13 protein-coding genes are annotated in these 15,184 nt (G+C 72.9%); 8 read left to right on the top strand and 5 right to left on the bottom strand.

Annotated elements, in window-relative coordinates; genetic code table 11:
• Window positions 1–150: 150 nt before the first annotated feature.
• The 3 genes from Ade02nite_RS16665 to Ade02nite_RS16675 form a co-directional block, all read right to left on the bottom strand.
• The gene (locus Ade02nite_RS16665; protein ID WP_203763434.1) at window positions 151–1,068 is read right to left on the bottom strand and encodes a S66 peptidase family protein; all 918 of its coding nucleotides are present in this window, start codon (window positions 1,066–1,068) and stop codon (window positions 151–153) included.
• Between the two features lie 74 nt (window positions 1,069–1,142).
• A complete protein-coding gene (locus Ade02nite_RS16670) occupies window positions 1,143–2,549 on the bottom strand; it encodes a class I adenylate-forming enzyme family protein (protein ID WP_203763437.1) in 1,407 nt (468 codons plus the stop codon).
• The gene (locus Ade02nite_RS16675; RefSeq protein WP_203763439.1) at window positions 2,539–4,095 is read right to left on the bottom strand and encodes an NAD(P)-binding domain-containing protein; all 1,557 of its coding nucleotides are present in this window, start codon (window positions 4,093–4,095) and stop codon (window positions 2,539–2,541) included. The genes Ade02nite_RS16670 and Ade02nite_RS16675 overlap by 11 nt, the downstream gene beginning before the upstream one ends.
• A 63-nt stretch (window positions 4,096–4,158) precedes the next feature.
• Between Ade02nite_RS16675 and Ade02nite_RS16680 the strand changes: the two genes are divergently transcribed.
• The 7 genes from Ade02nite_RS16680 (at window position 4,159) to Ade02nite_RS16710 (ending at window position 12,848) form a co-directional block, all read left to right on the top strand.
• On the top strand, window positions 4,159–5,652 hold the full coding sequence (locus Ade02nite_RS16680; RefSeq protein WP_203763441.1) for an aromatic amino acid ammonia-lyase: 1,494 nt from the start codon (window positions 4,159–4,161) through the stop codon (window positions 5,650–5,652).
• Window positions 5,653–5,663: 11 nt separating this feature from the next.
• Window positions 5,664–7,196, top strand: coding sequence for an NAD(P)-binding domain-containing protein (locus tag Ade02nite_RS16685; protein WP_203763443.1), 1,533 nt, complete (start codon window positions 5,664–5,666; stop codon window positions 7,194–7,196).
• A 1-nt stretch (window position 7,197) separates the two neighbouring features.
• Complete coding sequence (locus Ade02nite_RS16690) at window positions 7,198–8,205, top strand: alpha-hydroxy acid oxidase (protein ID WP_203763445.1); 1,008 nt, start codon at window positions 7,198–7,200, stop codon at window positions 8,203–8,205.
• Window positions 8,202–9,473, top strand: a complete 1,272-nt coding sequence (locus Ade02nite_RS16695; protein ID WP_203763447.1) for a cytochrome P450 — start codon at window positions 8,202–8,204, stop codon at window positions 9,471–9,473. Before Ade02nite_RS16690 ends, Ade02nite_RS16695 begins: the two co-directional genes overlap by 4 nt.
• Window positions 9,470–10,738, top strand: a complete 1,269-nt coding sequence (locus Ade02nite_RS16700; protein ID WP_203763449.1) for a cation:proton antiporter — start codon at window positions 9,470–9,472, stop codon at window positions 10,736–10,738. The genes Ade02nite_RS16695 and Ade02nite_RS16700 overlap by 4 nt, the downstream gene beginning before the upstream one ends.
• A 176-nt stretch (window positions 10,739–10,914) precedes the next feature.
• A complete protein-coding gene (locus Ade02nite_RS16705) occupies window positions 10,915–11,589 on the top strand; it encodes a response regulator transcription factor (protein WP_239168814.1) in 675 nt (224 codons plus the stop codon).
• The gene (locus Ade02nite_RS16710) at window positions 11,586–12,848 is read left to right on the top strand and encodes a sensor histidine kinase (protein ID WP_239168815.1); all 1,263 of its coding nucleotides are present in this window, start codon (window positions 11,586–11,588) and stop codon (window positions 12,846–12,848) included. The genes Ade02nite_RS16705 and Ade02nite_RS16710 overlap by 4 nt, the downstream gene beginning before the upstream one ends.
• Here the strand turns inward: Ade02nite_RS16710 and Ade02nite_RS16715 are convergent.
• The gene (locus Ade02nite_RS16715) at window positions 12,787–13,374 is read right to left on the bottom strand and encodes a class I SAM-dependent methyltransferase (RefSeq protein ID WP_203763452.1); all 588 of its coding nucleotides are present in this window, start codon (window positions 13,372–13,374) and stop codon (window positions 12,787–12,789) included. The two genes, Ade02nite_RS16710 and Ade02nite_RS16715, sit on opposite strands and share 62 nt — an antisense overlap.
• 138 nt (window positions 13,375–13,512) lie before the next feature.
• The gene (locus Ade02nite_RS16720) at window positions 13,513–14,304 is read right to left on the bottom strand and encodes an endonuclease/exonuclease/phosphatase family protein (protein ID WP_203763455.1); all 792 of its coding nucleotides are present in this window, start codon (window positions 14,302–14,304) and stop codon (window positions 13,513–13,515) included.
• A gap of 385 nt (window positions 14,305–14,689) precedes the next feature.
• Here Ade02nite_RS16720 and Ade02nite_RS16725 point away from each other — a divergent pair, with 385 nt between their 5' ends.
• Window positions 14,690–15,136 carry a MarR family winged helix-turn-helix transcriptional regulator gene (locus Ade02nite_RS16725; protein ID WP_203763458.1) on the top strand — a complete coding sequence of 149 codons (447 nt, stop codon included), beginning with the start codon at window positions 14,690–14,692 and terminating at the stop codon, window positions 15,134–15,136.
• The last annotated feature ends 48 nt before the right edge of the window (window positions 15,137–15,184 follow it).

Raw genomic sequence — 15,184 nt, forward strand, 5'->3', positions numbered from 1 at the left:
GGCACCGCGGTACGTCGGGCAACGACAACGGACACCACGAGCGCTCGGGCACCGCAGACGGTCGGGCAACGAGAACGGGTACCGCGAGCGGTCGGCGGGAGCGGCGCGGTCGGTGGCGCCGGGAACGGCGGCAGCGGTGGAGCCGAGGGATCAGGCAGCGGGGGCGGCGACCGTCAAAGTGCCGCCGGTCGCGTCCAGGCGGGCGTGGACGCCGAGGCCCACGGCGATCTGCTCGGGGCCATGGCCGATGGGCAGGCCGCCGAGGACGGGGATGTTCAGGCGGCTCAGCTCGGTGGTCAGGTAGTCGATCACCGGCGGGCTGGGGTCGGGGTCCACGCAGTCGGTGAACTGGCCCACGGCCACGCCGCGCAGGCCTTGGAAGCAGCCGGCCCGGCGCAGGTGGACGAGCATGCGGTCCACTCGGTAGGGCTCTTCGTTGACGTCTTCGAGGAGGAGGATGGCGCCGTCGAGGGCGGGGGCGTGCGGGGTGCCGATCGACGATGTGAGCATGGCCAGGTTGCCGCCCAGGAGGGTGCCTTCCGCTTCGCCGGGGATGCGGACGGGGTAGGTGTCTTCGGCCTTGTCGGCCCGGATCTCCACCGGAGCCGTGGTCGTCAGGGCTCGGCGGAGGGACTCGGCGGTCGGGGTGCCGGGGCCGCGGTCGAGCTGGCCGGCGGTGGGGCCGTGGATGGTGGCGAGGCCGGTCTCGTGCCAGAGGGCCAGGTGGAGGGCGGTGATGTCGGAGAAGCCGGCGACCAGCTTGGGGTCGGCGCGAACCGCGTCGAAGTCGACGCCGTCGACGATGCGCTGCATGCCGTAGCCGCCGCGCAGGCAGAGGACGGCGCGCACCTCCGGGTCGCGCAGAGCGTCGTTGAGGTCGGCCAGGCGCTGCTCGTCGGTGCCGGCGAACGTGCCGTGGCGGCCGTGGGCGTTGCGGCCGGCCCGGACGCGCAGACCCCAGGATTCGAGGGACTTCGCTGCGGCCTCCGTCCTGGCCGGGTCGATGGCGCCGGACGGCGACACCAGCGCGACGAGGTCGCCGGGGACGAGACGCTGCCCTTGGATCATGGCGGGCAGCCTACGCCCCCACGCGCGCCCGGTCGCCGGGGACGAGACGCCGGCCTTCGATCATGGCGGGCAGCCTACGCCCCCACGCGCGCCCGGTCGCCGCTGCCGGAGGTCGGGGCGAGGTGAGCCAAGGATGCCTTGTCGGGCTTGCCGGCCGGGGTGGTGGGGACCTGGTCGATCACGGTGATGGTGGCCGGGGTGGCCTTCTCGCCCAGGCGGGCCGCCACCGAGGCGGCCAGTGCTGTGGTGTCGGGGGTGCGGCCGGTGGCCGCCACGACGAAGGCGTGAACCGCCTCGCCCGATGACGGGTCCGGCTTGCCGATCACGTAGGCCTCGGCCACGGCCGGATCGGTTGCCAAGGCTCGCTCCACGGCGCCGGCGTGGATCAGCTCGGCGTGGACGATGATCACGTCTCGGGCTCGGCCGGTCAGGTGCAGGTAGCCGTTCGGGTCCAGGTGGGCCAGGTCGCGGGTGCGTACCCAGCCGTCGACGAAGACCTCGGCCGTCAGCGTGGGGTCGTTCCAGTAGGACGCGGCCTGGGCCGGGGTGCGGACATAGAGCTCGCCGTCGCGGACGTCCACCTCGACGGCCGCGGGTGGGCGGCCCACCGACGCCAGGGACGACGGGGACTCCAGCATCTCGCCGGGGGTCAGCATGGCGATCATGCCGGTCTCGGTTTGGCCGTAGCCGTGGAAGACGACCGGGCCCAGGGCTTCCAGGGCTTCGCGGAGGCGCCCGGGGTCCAGCGGCGACCCGGAGACCATCAGCGCCCGCAGCGTCGGCGGCCGGGCGCTGAGGGAGCGGACCAGCTGGTGCAGCTTGCCGACCGTGATGACGCTCGCGGTCGCGCGGTGGCGGACGATGGCGTCGGGGAACGCCGGCTGCCGCGCCACGACGAGGCGTCCGCCGGCGGCCAGCGCGAGGATGCCGTACTCGAGCATGACCTGGCTTGTCAGCGAGCCGAACACCAGGAAGCGGTCCATCCTCTCGGCCAGCGCGCGGATCGCCGGCGGCCACCGGTCGGGGTGCGCGGCCCAGGCGGCGGTCATCGCCTCGTACGTCTGGCAGCAGCCTTTCGGCTCGCCGGTGCTGCCGCTCGTGTAGAGGATCCGGGCGATGTCGCCGGGCCGCCCCGCCGCCGACAGCGGCTCGTCCGGCGTGTGCAGGAGGGCGGCGACCCGGGCGTCGTCGATCAGGGTGCCGACACCCGCGGCGGCGACGTGGTCCAGCTGATCGGCCCGTACGCCGGAGACGCGCGCGCCCACGGCGAAAGCGGCGATGATCGCGGCGAAGGCCGGCGCGTCGACGCCCAGCAGCAGGATGACACCGTCGCCGGGGCCCACACCCTCGCCGCGCAGGCCCGCGGCGATGCGGCGGATCATCGACAGCATCGCGGAGCCCGTCACCTCGCGCGCGCCGTCCTCGAAGACGACGCGGTCGCCCGCCGCCGACAGGATGCCGAGGACCGGCTCAGGCCACATCGGCGAGGACGCCTTTCACGAAGACCTCGAGCGGCTCCACGTGGACGCCCGGAAGGTCCCAATTATTCTCCAGGTTCTCCGCCAGGTGGTGGGTGGCGACGACGGTCCCGCCCCGGTAGGCCCGCACGACGGGATGCAGGTAGCTGGCCTCGTGCGCGGCGGCGGCGTCGTTCTCCGCGATCCGCGGCACGGTGATGTCGAACGGGTCGACCTGGTCGTGGTCCGGCCCGTATTCGAGCGTCACCACGAAGGCCACGTCGTACGAAGTAAGGGCCCCTTCCTTGAAGTAGGCGACGGGCACCTCCTCGTGATACGCGGCAGAGGAGGACGCCGAGGAGGTGGCGCTCACCGTGACGACGTCGGCGAGGACGGCGAACTGCTGCCACAGGGCGGACGTCCGGTTGATGCGCGCGATGACGGCCGCCGTGATCGCCTCGGGGGTCGGTTCCAGCGCCGCGGCCGGCCACGGGCGGGACTCGTACCGGGCCGACAGGATCTTGTGCAGCGCCCGCACCCCGTAGCGGAAGCCGTGAATGAAACCATTCGTGGACTTCTTGAAGTCGCGTTGCTGCGACAGCGTGCCCGCGAAGTACAGGCCCGGCACGTTCACCGACTCGAACGCGGCCGTCTGCTCGGGGAACCGGTCGTTGATGACCAACGCCGGCGCCGCCGAGGGGTCGAAGATCGAGGCGTCGAAGGCGAAGCCCGTACAGAGGATGATCCGGTCGTAGTCGAGGACGCGGGTCTTCTCGACCGTCCGCGCGTAGCGGAAGTCCACCCGGTAACCGCCGTCGTCGCGCCTGGCGATGCGCTCGACAGTGCCGTCCAGGACCGCGTTCTGCGACTTCAGCTGGTACGTGTCGAGGAAGTTGTTGTTCACCGCCCGCAGGTGCCCGACGTAGTGCGTCTGCCACGCCAGCCGCACCGAGTGCGGGCCCGCCACGTGGATGACCGCCGCCGTCTCGACCAGCGCGTCCGCCGTCTCGAAGGCCGAGTTGCCCTTGCCGATGATGAGGACGCGCTGGTTCGTGAAGCCGGCCGCATCGACGCTCACGGTGTCGTACCGCTCCGCCAGCGACGCCCCGGGGATCGGCGGCTCGTACAGGCGCGACACCCCGGTGGCCACGATGACCCGGCGTGCCGAGTACGTCCGGTCGCCGGCGGTCACGACGAAGTCCGCCGGCCGCGACACCGACGTGACGCGCACGCCGTACTCGATGTTCAGCCCCTCGGCGAAGTCCGCGAGGTAGCGGACCATGTCGCCGGCCGCCGGGAAGTACTTGGTGCTGTAGTTGCGGAACAGCCGCGCCGGGTCGTCGGTCAGCAGCGAGTTCCAGTCCGCGCGCAGGTTGAACTCCGGATCGTCCGACCCGGTCCACACCTTGTTGATCGAGATCAGCCGGCGGTGCCGCGGGTACGTGCGGAAGAACGTTCCCGCGGTCTCGCCCGCCTCCAGGACCACGTAGTCGTGACCGTCGCGTTCCATCAGCGCGGCGAGTTGCAGACCCGCCGGCCCGGCACCGATGATCAGGTAGTCGTGCGTCATGCGGCGGACCGTAGCCGGGCGATTTCAGAGACTTCTGAGAAGCCGTCAATATCGTCCGCTTTCATGAGAAACGTAGATCTCGACGCGCCGCTGCACGTGGCCGATCTGCTCGCCGCCCGCGACCCGATCGCGGTGACCCTGAGCCCGCGGCGCCGGGCCCTTCTCGAGGAGTCCCGCCGCTACTTCGACAAGGCGAGCGGCGAGGACCGCCCGATCTACGGCGCCACCACGGGTTTCGGCGCCCTGGTCGGCTTCGCCGGCCGCGCGGACCAGCGGGACCAGGCCGACAACACCCTCGCGCACCTGGGCGCCGGCCAGGGCCCCGACCTCGACCCGGCCGTGGTCCGGGCGACCCTTCTGGTCCGCGCGTGGTCGCTGGCCCGGGGCGCGTCCGGCGCCTCCCCGCACGTGGTCGACGCGCTCGCCGCCGCGCTCGGCACCACGTTCTCCCCCGCCGTCGCGCGGTTCGGGTCGGTGGGCGCCAGCGGCGACCTGATCCCGCTCGGCGCCGCCGCCCAGGCCCTGCGGGGGCGCGGCCACGCGTACCTCGAAGGCAAGCGCCTCCCCGCCGCGACCGCGCTGGGCACCGCCGGCCTGCGGCCCCTCGCCCTGGACGGCCGCGACGCCCTCGCCCTGGTCAACGGCACCTCCCTGACCACCGCGGCGCTGGCTCTCGCGCTGGACGGCGTCCGCCGGTCCCATCGCGGCGCGCAGGCGCTGACGTGCCTGCTCGCCGACCTGCTCGGCTGCGACCCGCAGTTCCTCGACGAGCGCCTGATCGCCCGCTTCAACCACGCCGGGGCCACCACTGTCGCCGCACGTATGCGGCAGACAGCACGCGGCCACACCCCGAGCGGGACGCGTCCGCTGCAAGAGCCGTACAGCATCCGATGCGCCCCGCAGCTGCTCGGCGCGGCCGAGGACGCCCTGGCCTACGTGGACCGGATGACGGCGGCGGACCTCGGCGGGGTGTCGGACAACCCCCTGCTCTTCCCCGAGGACGACGCGATCGTGCACGGCGGCAACTTCTTCGGCCAGCCCGCCGCCTTCGCCGCCGACCTGCTCGCGATCGTCCTGGCCCAGGTCGGCAACCTGATGGAGCGCCAGCTCGACCTGCTCGTCGACCCGCATCGCAACGGCGGCCTGCCGCCCATGCTCGCCGCCGGCCCCGGCAGGCAGCACGGCCTGCAGGGCGTCCAGCTCGCCTCGACCGCCTTGATCGCCGAGATCCGCCGCGACGCCGTGCCCGCGAGCATGCAGAGCCTGCCCACCAACCTGCACAACCAGGACGTCGTCCCGTTCGGCACCCAGGCCGCCCTGCGCGCCCTCGACCAGGCCGCCCTGCTCCGGTTGCTGTGCGGTTCGCTCGCCCTGGGCCTGCGCCAGGCCGCCCACTGCGGCGCCCGGCGCCCCACCGCCGACGCGAACCGTGCCCTCCTGGAGGCACTGGAGGCGGCGATCGAACCCGTCGATCCGGACCGTCCCCTCGACGACGACGTGCGGAAAGCCGCCGACATCGTGGAACAGGCTGATATTTCTCTGATTTCCGCTTCCTAGCGTCCTCAGTCGTGACGCTCGACTACCTGATCATCGGCGCCGGCCCCGCCGGCCTGCAGCTGGCCGCCCTGCTGGAACGCGACGGTCACGACCACCTCGTGCTGGAGGCCGGGGAGGGCGCGGGCACGTTCTTCCGCACCTATCCCCGGCACCGCACCCTCATCTCGATCAACAAGCCGCGGACCGGCAGCGACGACCCCGAGCTCAACCTGCGCCTGGACTGGAACTCGATCCTCAGCGACGACCCGGACCTGCGCTTCACGAACTACACCGACCGCTACTTCCCCGGCGCCGACCTCATGGTGCAATACCTCGCCGACTACGCGGCCAAGACCGGCGTCAATGTCCGGTACAACACGCGCGTCGAGCGCGTCGCCAAGGCCGGCGGCGTCTTTCAGATCACCACCGCCGATCAGGTGTACGAGGCGAAGCGCGTCATCGTCGCCACGGGCGTCAGCCGCATGCACCGCCCCGCCATTGACGGATTCGAGCTCGCCGAGACCTACGACACCATGCCGGTGGATCCGCGCGACTTCCTCGACCAGCGGGTGCTCATCATCGGCAAGGGCAATTCCGCCTTCGAGACCGCCGACAATCTCATCGAGACCACCACGCTGATCCACGTGGCCGGGCCGAGCGCGGTGAAGCTCGCCTGGCGCACCCATTACGTCGGCCATCTGCGCGCGGTGAACAACAACTTCCTGGACACCTACCAATTGAAGTCGGCCAACGCGATCCTCGACGGCACGGTCCGCCGCATCGAGCGCGACGGCGACGAGTACAGGGTGACCTTCGCCTTCTCCCGCGCCGACGAGGTCGTCAAGGAACTGCGCTACGACCGCGTCCTGGCCTGCACCGGCTTCGCGTTCGACGCCTCGCCGTTCACGGGTGATGCCCGGCCGAGCCTCGTCATCGACGACCGTTTCCCCGAGCAGACCTCGGCCTGGGAATCGGTAAACGTGCCCGGCCTCTACTTCGCCGGGACGCTGTCGCAGCAGCGCGATTTCAAGAAGTCCACGGGCGGCTTCATCCACGGATTCCGCTACTCCGTCCGGTCACTTCATCAGATCCTCCGGCAGCGGTACGAGGACACGCCCTGGCCGGCACGCCGGCTCGCCACGAGCGCCGTCACGGACGCGATCGTCGAACGGGTGAACCGCTCCTCGGCGCTGTGGCAGCAGTTCGGATTCCTCGCCGACATCGTGACGCTCGACGGCGGCACCGCGAAATACCACGAGGAAGTGCCGGTCGACTATTTCCGCGACGGCGGCCTCGGCGAGCGCACGGGCTTCGTGGTGACCCTCGAATACGGGCCGGACCACGACAAGGTCGACCCGTTCGACATCACCGTCGGCCGGATCGCGCAGAACGAGCCCGGCCGGGCGCACGACGCCGCGTACCTGCACCCGGTAGTCCGCTTCTATCGCGAGGGCGCCGTGGCCGCCGAGCATCACCTCGCCGAGAACCTCGAGAACCGCTGGGACCGCCCCGACGTCCACGTCGCTCCCCTGGCCGCGTTCGTCGAGCGCTGCCTGGGCCACTGAGGTGCGCGAGAAGGCGCGGGCCGCCCTCGACCCGGTCCGCTGGGACTTCTTCGCCGGCGGGGCGGGCGAGGAGCGGACCCTGCGGGCCAACGAGCAGGCGTACGAGCGGCGCCGGATCGTGCCCCGGGTGCTGCGCGGCACCGGCGCGCGCGACCTGCGTACCACCGTGCTCGGCACCGAGATGGCGATGCCGGTGCTGATCGCGCCGACCGCGTTCCACCGGCTCGCCCACCCCGACGGCGAGGCGGGCACGGCAACCGCGGCACGGCGTACCGGCACGGTCATGGTCGTCAGCATGGCGGCCACCCAGCCGGTCGAGGAGATCGCCGCGACGGGCGCGGCGCTGTGGTTCCAGCTCTATCCGCAACCCGACGAGGCGTTCCAGCGGTACGTCGTCGCGCGCGCCGAGGCCGCCGGGTGCCGCGCGCTGGTGGTGACTGTCGACTCGCCGGTCCTCGGCCGCCGCGAGCGCGACCTGCGCAACGGCTTCACCGACCTGCCCGCCGGGTTCGCCTGCGAGAACATGCGCGACGCCACGGGCGCGGTCCTGAGCATCGCGATGGACCCGGCGCTCGGCTGGGACCACATCGCCCGCCTGCGCGAGAGCACCCGGCTCCCGGTCGTGCTCAAGGGCATCCTGCACCCGGCCGACGCCGCCGAGGCGGTCCGGCACGGCGCGGACGGCATCATCGTCTCCAACCACGGCGGCCGTCAGCTCGACGGGGCCGTGGCCACCCTGGACGCGCTCCCGGGTGTGGTGGCGGCGGCCGGCGGGCGGGTCCCGGTTCTCGTCGACGGTGGCCTCCGGCGCGGCACGGACGTGCTTGTCGCGCTGGCGCTCGGCGCCGACGCCGTGCTGCTCGGCCGGCCGGTGCTCTGGGCACTCGCCGCGGGCGGCGCTCACGGCGTACAGCAGATGCTCGAGACCCTGCGCACGGACCTGGACCACACGATGGCCCTGGCCGGGGCGAAGCGCCCGGCCGACCTGACGCCGGACCTCGTCGCGTGAACGCCGTGGTCCGCCTCCGCGAATGGATCTTCACGCGGGTCAACGGCGCCGAGGGCATCCCGATCCCGGGCCCGCTGGTCGGCGCGGAGCACTTCGAGCGCGTCTACAACGACCCCGCGGCCGACGGGCGCAGCAAGGGCGCGGGCCTGTCGGACCTGTTCTGGTACTGGCTCGCGCCCGGCCCGCAGATGCATCAGGAGCACCTCGAGCCGGGCGACCGCTACAAGGCGGTCTCCCGGACGACCCGGCGGGTCCTCGCGATCCCGCACGCCGACGCCGACGCGCGGGTCACCGCCGCCTGCCGCCGCGTGCTCGGCGAGCTGCCCACCGGCCGGACCAGCCTCGTGCGGCTGCGCGACCTGATGATGCCGATCTGGGCCGAGGTGCACTACGAGCTGGTCTTCGGCGAGCCGTGCCCGCGCGAGGCCCGCGACCTCGTCGTGGCCAACGCCGACGACGTGGTCAGCGCGCTCAAGGGCACCCGCCCGCGGCGCATGGCCCGCCGCGACCGACTCACCCGCTATCTGCTGGGCCGCATCGAGGACGGCACCTGCCCGGTGACGCTGCCGCCCGAGTTCACCGCCCAGGAGACCGCCTGGTACCTGCAGGGCGCGTTCTTCAACACCGCTGTGGTGCAGATGTCCGAGGCCATGGCGCACATCCTGCTCTGCGCGGCGGCCCACCCGGCCGCCGCGTCCGAAGTGGACGACGACGCCGCGCTCGACCGGCTCATCGACGAGACGCTGCGCGTGCACCCGCTCTTCGGCATCGCGCACCGCATCACGTCCGCGCCGATCGTCGTGGACGAGCGCGTCACGCTGCCCGCGGGCTCGGTGCTGCTCTTCAACTACCTCGCCTACCAGCGCACCGGTCCCGCCGCCGACGACGCGTTCGACCCCGGCCGATGGCTCACGGTCACGCGCAAGGAGGCGCACTTCATCCCGTACGGGGTGACGCACAACCGGGCGTGCCCGGCGCGCGGCGTGGCGCCGGTGATGCTGCGCGCCGCGACCCGGGAGGTGCTGCGCCGCTACGCCGTCGCGTCCAGCGCCGCGCACACCCGGTCGCTGCCGAGCCGCGGCCCCGCCTACCTGACCCCCGCAGGGCTCCCCGGTCCGGGACGGGCCCGGCTGTGCGCCCTGCGCGCCGCCGACCGCTGGCAGGACGCCGGCCGTTCGGTGCTCCAGCTCGTGCTCGGCACCTGGATGGTGCTCGACGCGCGCCGCCAGCGACTCTGCGCCACCTACTTCGAGGAGGTCAGGCAGTGACACCCACCGAGTTGGCACCCCGGTTCTTCATCGCCGTCGCCGTCATCCTGCTCTTCTGCCGCCTGGTGTCCTGGCTGCTCGGCAAGGGCGGCCAGCCACCCGTGGTCAGCGAGATGCTCGCCGGGGTGATGCTCGGCCCGTCACTGCTCGGCCTGCTGCTGCCGGGCGTGCAGGACGCGCTCTTCCCGGCCGAGCTCTATCCCGTGCTGTACGTGGTCGGGCAGATCGGGCTGGTGCTGTTCATGTTCCAGGCCGGGTACGCCTTCACCAGCCACCGCGTGCCCCGGCTGGCCGGGACGGCGGGCGCCGTCTCGCTCGCCGGCGTCCTGGTCCCGTTCGCGCTCGGCGCCGCGCTGGTGCTGGTGACCGCCTCCGGCGTGTCGATCCGGGCCGAGGGCACCTCGCTCGGCGTCTCGGCCGCGTTCGTCGGGGTGGCGCTGGCCATCACGGCGTTCCCGATGCTGGCCCGCATCATCACCGAGGGCGGCCATTTCGGCACTCGGCACGGCTCGCTCGCGATGGCCAGCGGCGCCATCGACGACATGGTCGCGTGGATCGCGCTCGCCGTGGTCCTGGCGGTCTCGTCGGGCGACGCGGGCACGGCGTTCCTCACGGCCGGCGGCACGGTCCTGTTCGGCGCGATCCTGTGGTTCGCCGGGCGCCCCGCCACCCGCTGGCTGATGACCTCGGACCGGCTCGACGACCGCGGCCGCCTGCTCGGCACGGTGGCCCTGCTCTTCCTGGTCGCCTGGTACACCGACGAGATCGGCCTGTACGCCGTCTTCGGCGCCTTCGCGGCCGGCGTGGTGATGCCCCGCAACGAGCACACCGAGAAGACGGTCGACACGCTGACACCGGTGGCGACCACGGTGCTGGTGCCGCTGTTCTTCACGTTCTCCGGCCTGCGCACCGAGTTCGCCCTGCTGGGCGACCCGGCCGTGCTGCTGTTCGCTGTGGCCTGCGTCGCGGTGGCGATCGCCGGCAAGTTCGGCGCCTGCTGGGCCGCCGCCCGCCTGCGAGGCGAGCCCAACGGGGTGGCGCTGCGCGTCGGCTCGCTGATGAACGCGCGCGGGCTCATGCAGCTGATCGCCCTGAACGTCGGCCTGGAGGCGGGCATCGTGAACACGTCGCTGTTCACCGTGCTGGTGCTGGTCGCCCTCGTGACGACCCTGATGACCACGCCTATGCTCCGCTTCCTCGAGTGGCGCGACGGCCGCCGGCGGCCCGTCCCCGAGCCGGCACCCGTGGCCGAGCTCGCGGCCTGACGCCGCCTCGGCCCCGTTGCGCCACCCCGTCCACACCGGCGGGCCTCAGCCCACGCGCGGCAAGGAGGGGCGAGGCGGCGGGAGGCGCCACCACCGGAAGCCGGCCGCGCGAACCGAATGTTGTAATCGCAAATTTCGTCTAGTCAGCGACCGATGGGATATGTCATGGTCAATCGGTGCGAGGCGGACGATCCCCCCGGCTTCTGCTCGTCGAGGACGACGCGGAGCTGAGCGAAATGCTCACCGACGTCCTGCGGGACGACGGCTACGAGGTCGACCGGGCTGCCGACGGGCAGCGTGGGCTGCACCTCGGCCTGACCCGGCCGTACGACGTGATGGTCATCGATCGTTTGTTACCCGCGCTCGACGGGCTCGACCTGCTTGCCCGGCTGCGGGCCCGGGCCGTGCCCGCCCGGGCGCTCGTGCTCACCGCGCTCGGCACGGTCGGCGACCGCATCGCCGGGCTGGATGCGGGCGCCGACGACTACCTGGGCAAGCCCTTCGACCTCGACGAGCTCAGCGCCCGGCTGCGGGCCCTCTGCCGGCGCACCGCCGAGCCGGCGGACGTGCTGCGGATCGACGGCGGAGGGCTGCTCGACCTGGCGCTGCGCGACGTCGTGCTGCCGGACGGCGGGCGGGTGGCGCTCTCCGCCCGCGAGTTCGAGCTGCTGCGGGTGCTGGCCTCGCGCCCGCACAACGTGCACTCCCGCTCCCAGCTGCGCAGCCGGGTCTTCGACGAGGCGGCCGCGGCGTCCATCGTGGACACGTACGTCTACTACCTGCGCCGCAAGCTGGGCCGCGCCGTGGTGCGCACCGTCCACGGCCTCGGCTATCGGCTGGGCAGCCTGTGACCGGCACCGAGCGCGCCCTCGTGCGCCGCGCCCGCCTGCGCATGGGCCTGTTCGTCGGGCTGGCGGTCGGCGTCCTGCTCACGTTGGTCGGCGGGGTGGCGTACGCGACGCTGGTGCACAACCAGGAGCGCCAGATCCAGCGCGAGCTGGCCTGGGGCGCCGCGCACGGCACCGTCTCCGGCCCGGTCGGCTGCAACTGGATCATCACGCTGGCGGCGGGCCGGGTCAGCGCGGGCCCCGTCGCTCTCCCGGCCGGCTTCCCGCTGCGCGCCGCCCTCGACCGGGTGGCCGCCGGCGGCGAGCGCGAGATCACCACCGTCGCCCGCAACGGGACGACCTATCACGTGCGGACCGAAGCCACCGGCCGCGGCGTCGTGCAGGTCGTCTTCGACGCTCGATACCAGCTCGCCGACCGCCGCCACCTGCTGTGGGCGTTCGCCGTCGCGGCGCTCGTCGGGCTGATCGCCGCCACCGCGACCGGTGCCCTGGTGGCGCAGCGCTCGGTCGCGCCGCTGGCCGAGGCCCTGTCCCGGCAGCGCCGTTTCGTCGCGGACGCCAGCCACGAGCTGCGCACCCCGATCGCGCAGGTGCACACCCGCGCCCAGCTGCTCGCCCGCCGCGCGCCCTCGCACGACCTGGAACGGCTCATCGGCACCACCCGCCAGCTCGGCGAGATCGTCGACGAGCTGCTGCTCTCGGCCCGGCTCGCCGCCGACCCGCAGCACCGCCCGGCGGCCGTGCCCGTCGACCTGACCGCGCTCGCCTCGGCCGCCGTGGCCGGGGAGGCCGACCGCGCCGCCGAACGCGACGTGGCGGTCACGCTGGCCACGCCGGGCGGGCCGGTGCGCGTGGCGGGCGTCGAGTCCGCGCTGCGGCGGGTCGTCTGCGAGCTGCTCGCCAACGCCCTCACCCACACTCCCGCCGGCGGGCGCATCACGGTGACCGTGCGGACCGCCCGCGACCTCGCCGAGCTGGTGGTCGCCGACACCGGCGACGGCTTCGACCCGGCCGACGCCGAACGCCTCTTCGACCGCTTCCACCGCGGCGCGGGCGCCGGCGACCGCCGCTTCGGGCTGGGGCTGGCGCTGCTCCAGGAGGTCGTGACCGGCCACGGCGGGACCATCGTCGCGGAGGGCCGGCCCGGCCTGGGCGCGACCTTCACCGTACGGCTGCCCGCCTTGGCCGACGGCCGCTCGCTCACACCGTCGCGGCGGCTGTTCCCCGTCCATCCGCGCCGGGACTTCGCGTGGCGCCGGTGAGCTCGAGGTCCCACACGATCAGCGCCGGGTGACCGTCGCGGGCGGCGTTCGCGGCGGCGGGCACCCACGGGTGCAGCAGCCACACGTCCGGCGGCACCCCCGGGTCCTCGGGCGTCTCACCGGGCAGCACCGTCGGCCGGGGCCGTTGCGGCTCCTCGCAGGCCCGGATGGCGAAGCCGTGCTCGATCGACGCCCGCACGTAGTCCCCGGTCGGATGACACCAGTTGCGGACGTAGCCGTAGCCGCCGCGCCGGTCGTGCTTGACGATCGGGTAGAGCGGCGAGCCGAGGAAGTGGCCGCGCGTGTCGGCGATGAGCAGATGACCGCCGGGCCGCAGCACGCGGGCCGCCTCGGCGAAGAACGGGCCGACGTGCTCGGCGTGGGACAGCGCGAGCGTGCAGACCATGTGATCGGCGGACCCGTCCGCGAGCGGCAGGGCGGTGTATCTCGCCCGGGCGAAGGTGGCCCCGGGAACGTTACGGCGCGCCCTCGCGAGCATCCCCGGTGACAGGTCGAAGCCGTGCACCCGATGGCCCCGCGCGACCAGCTCCCGGCTCGGCGAACCGGGCGTGCGTGAACTCCCGCCCGTGCTCCCCGGCGAAGGCGCGCAGCAGGGCCACACCCTCGAGCCCGAGCAGGTACGCCAGCGGGTGCTGATAGATCGTCACGGCTTCCGGTCCCAGTCGAGGTCCGCCACGACCGCGAAGTGGTCGGACGGGTGGAGACCGTCGATCGGCTGGTCCCCGGCGAGGAAGGCGCGCTCGACCGTCAGCCCGCCGCCATGGGCGAGCACGTGGTCGATGCGGCGGTCGATCTGCTTGACCGCCTTCAGCGGCGCCTGCGGCACCGCGGAGCTCAGCGTCACCGCCGCCGGATCGCCGCCGCCCGCCGGCCACGCGTCGGCGAGCACCGCGAGCAGCGGCGCCATCTCGGGCTGGTCGACGGAGGCGTTGAGGTCGCCGAGCACCACCGCCGGCAGGTCGCTCGCGGCGGCCAGCTCCGCGACGGCGCGCGCCTGGGCGAGCTGGTCCTGGGCGAACCAGGTCTCCCATTCCAGGCAGGTGACGATGACGCGGAACGGGGCGCCGGGGCGGTCGAGGATCGCGGAGATCGCGGTGGGCGGCGGCCCGGTGCGCTGCGGGTGGGGCAGCTCGTGCACGGTGCGGCCGGTGATCGGCCAGCGGCTGACCAGCCCGACGCCCATCTGCACCCCGGCCTGCGAGGGCTCCTCCGGCGGATGGGGCACCGGCGGGATCGAGGTGGGGGCGAACGTCGCGTCGAAACCGCCCAGGCGCTCCGCGAGGAGCCGCGGCTGGGTGGTGCCGTCGCCGGCCCAGGTCTCGCAGAGACCGACCACGTCGGGTTGCACGGCGAGAAGAGTCGCCACGATGCCGTCCTCGCGCTCACGCCACGCGCCGCCGAAGCGCCACCACACGTTCCACGTCATGATCCGCATCAATGCGATGCTAGCCGCACGGACGGGACCGCGCAGGGCTCAGGACCGGCGGCGGAACCAGCCCCGGTTGCGCGGGATCTTGCGCCCGGCCTCGCATTGCTTGCATTGCGGCGCGAGGGTCAGCTGATCGGCCAGGAGGGCGGAGTGGGAACGGCAGATGCGCCGCCCGCAGTCCGCACAGCGCCGATGCGTCACCACATTGCACTTCGCGCCCGAGCTGAGGGGAAGCTCGCAACCCAGCACAATCAGTGATCTCGTCACAGAGCGCAGTCTGCCAGGTCGAAAAGCCCGGGTCCACCACCTTTGCAATCCGGTCACACGCGTGCAATCGCATCCAGGGCCACCACTGTCCCCGCACGAGATCGCGAGACCATAGAGTGGGACGGTGAACGACTCTCTGGAGCTCGCGCGGCAGATGACGATCCTCGGCGCGCTCGGCCGGGTGCTGCGCCGGGCGGTGCGGCGGGTCGCGTCGGTCGACCGGCTGTCGATGGCTCAGGTCGAGGTGCTGCGCACCGTCGAGGCCAACCCCGGCATCGGCACCCGGGCGGCGGCCGAACTCCTCCAGCTGGTCCCGAACACGGTGTCGACGATCATCGGCGAGCTGGTGACGGCGGGGCTCCTCACCCGCGTACGGGATGAGGGAGATCGGCGTGTCGCCCGGCTGAACCTGACCGCCCAGGGTGAGAAACACCTGGCCTCGTGGGGTGAGACCCAGGACGCGGTGCTCGCCGCCGCGCTGGAGCGGCTGGACGAGGCCGATCGCCGGGCCGTCCGTGACGCCCTGCCCGCGGTGCGTCGCCTGCTGACGGTCCTGGAGAGTTCTTCTTAGGGAGCTCTTAGTCTCAATTACTTGAGGCTTCATGTACTTGGGTCATGG

Origin of the sequence: Paractinoplanes deccanensis (assembly GCF_016862115.1) — a bacterium.
Classification (GTDB): Bacteria; Actinomycetota; Actinomycetes; order Mycobacteriales; family Micromonosporaceae; genus Actinoplanes; species Actinoplanes deccanensis.

Bases quoted from the DNA above. Each gene is read 5' to 3' on its own strand.
- Ade02nite_RS16670 (WP_203763437.1), bottom strand. From the start codon at position 2,549: ATGTGGCCTGAGCCGGTCCTCGGCATCCTGTCGGCGGCGGGCGACCGC.
- Ade02nite_RS16675 (WP_203763439.1), bottom strand. From the start codon at position 4,095: ATGACGCACGACTACCTGATCATCGGTGCCGGGCCGGCGGGTCTGCAA.
- Ade02nite_RS16720 (WP_203763455.1), bottom strand. From the start codon at position 14,304: ATGCGGATCATGACGTGGAACGTGTGGTGGCGCTTCGGCGGCGCGTGG.
- Ade02nite_RS16665 (WP_203763434.1), bottom strand. From the start codon at position 1,068: ATGATCCAAGGGCAGCGTCTCGTCCCCGGCGACCTCGTCGCGCTGGTG.
- Ade02nite_RS16680 (WP_203763441.1), top strand. From the start codon at position 4,159: ATGAGAAACGTAGATCTCGACGCGCCGCTGCACGTGGCCGATCTGCTC.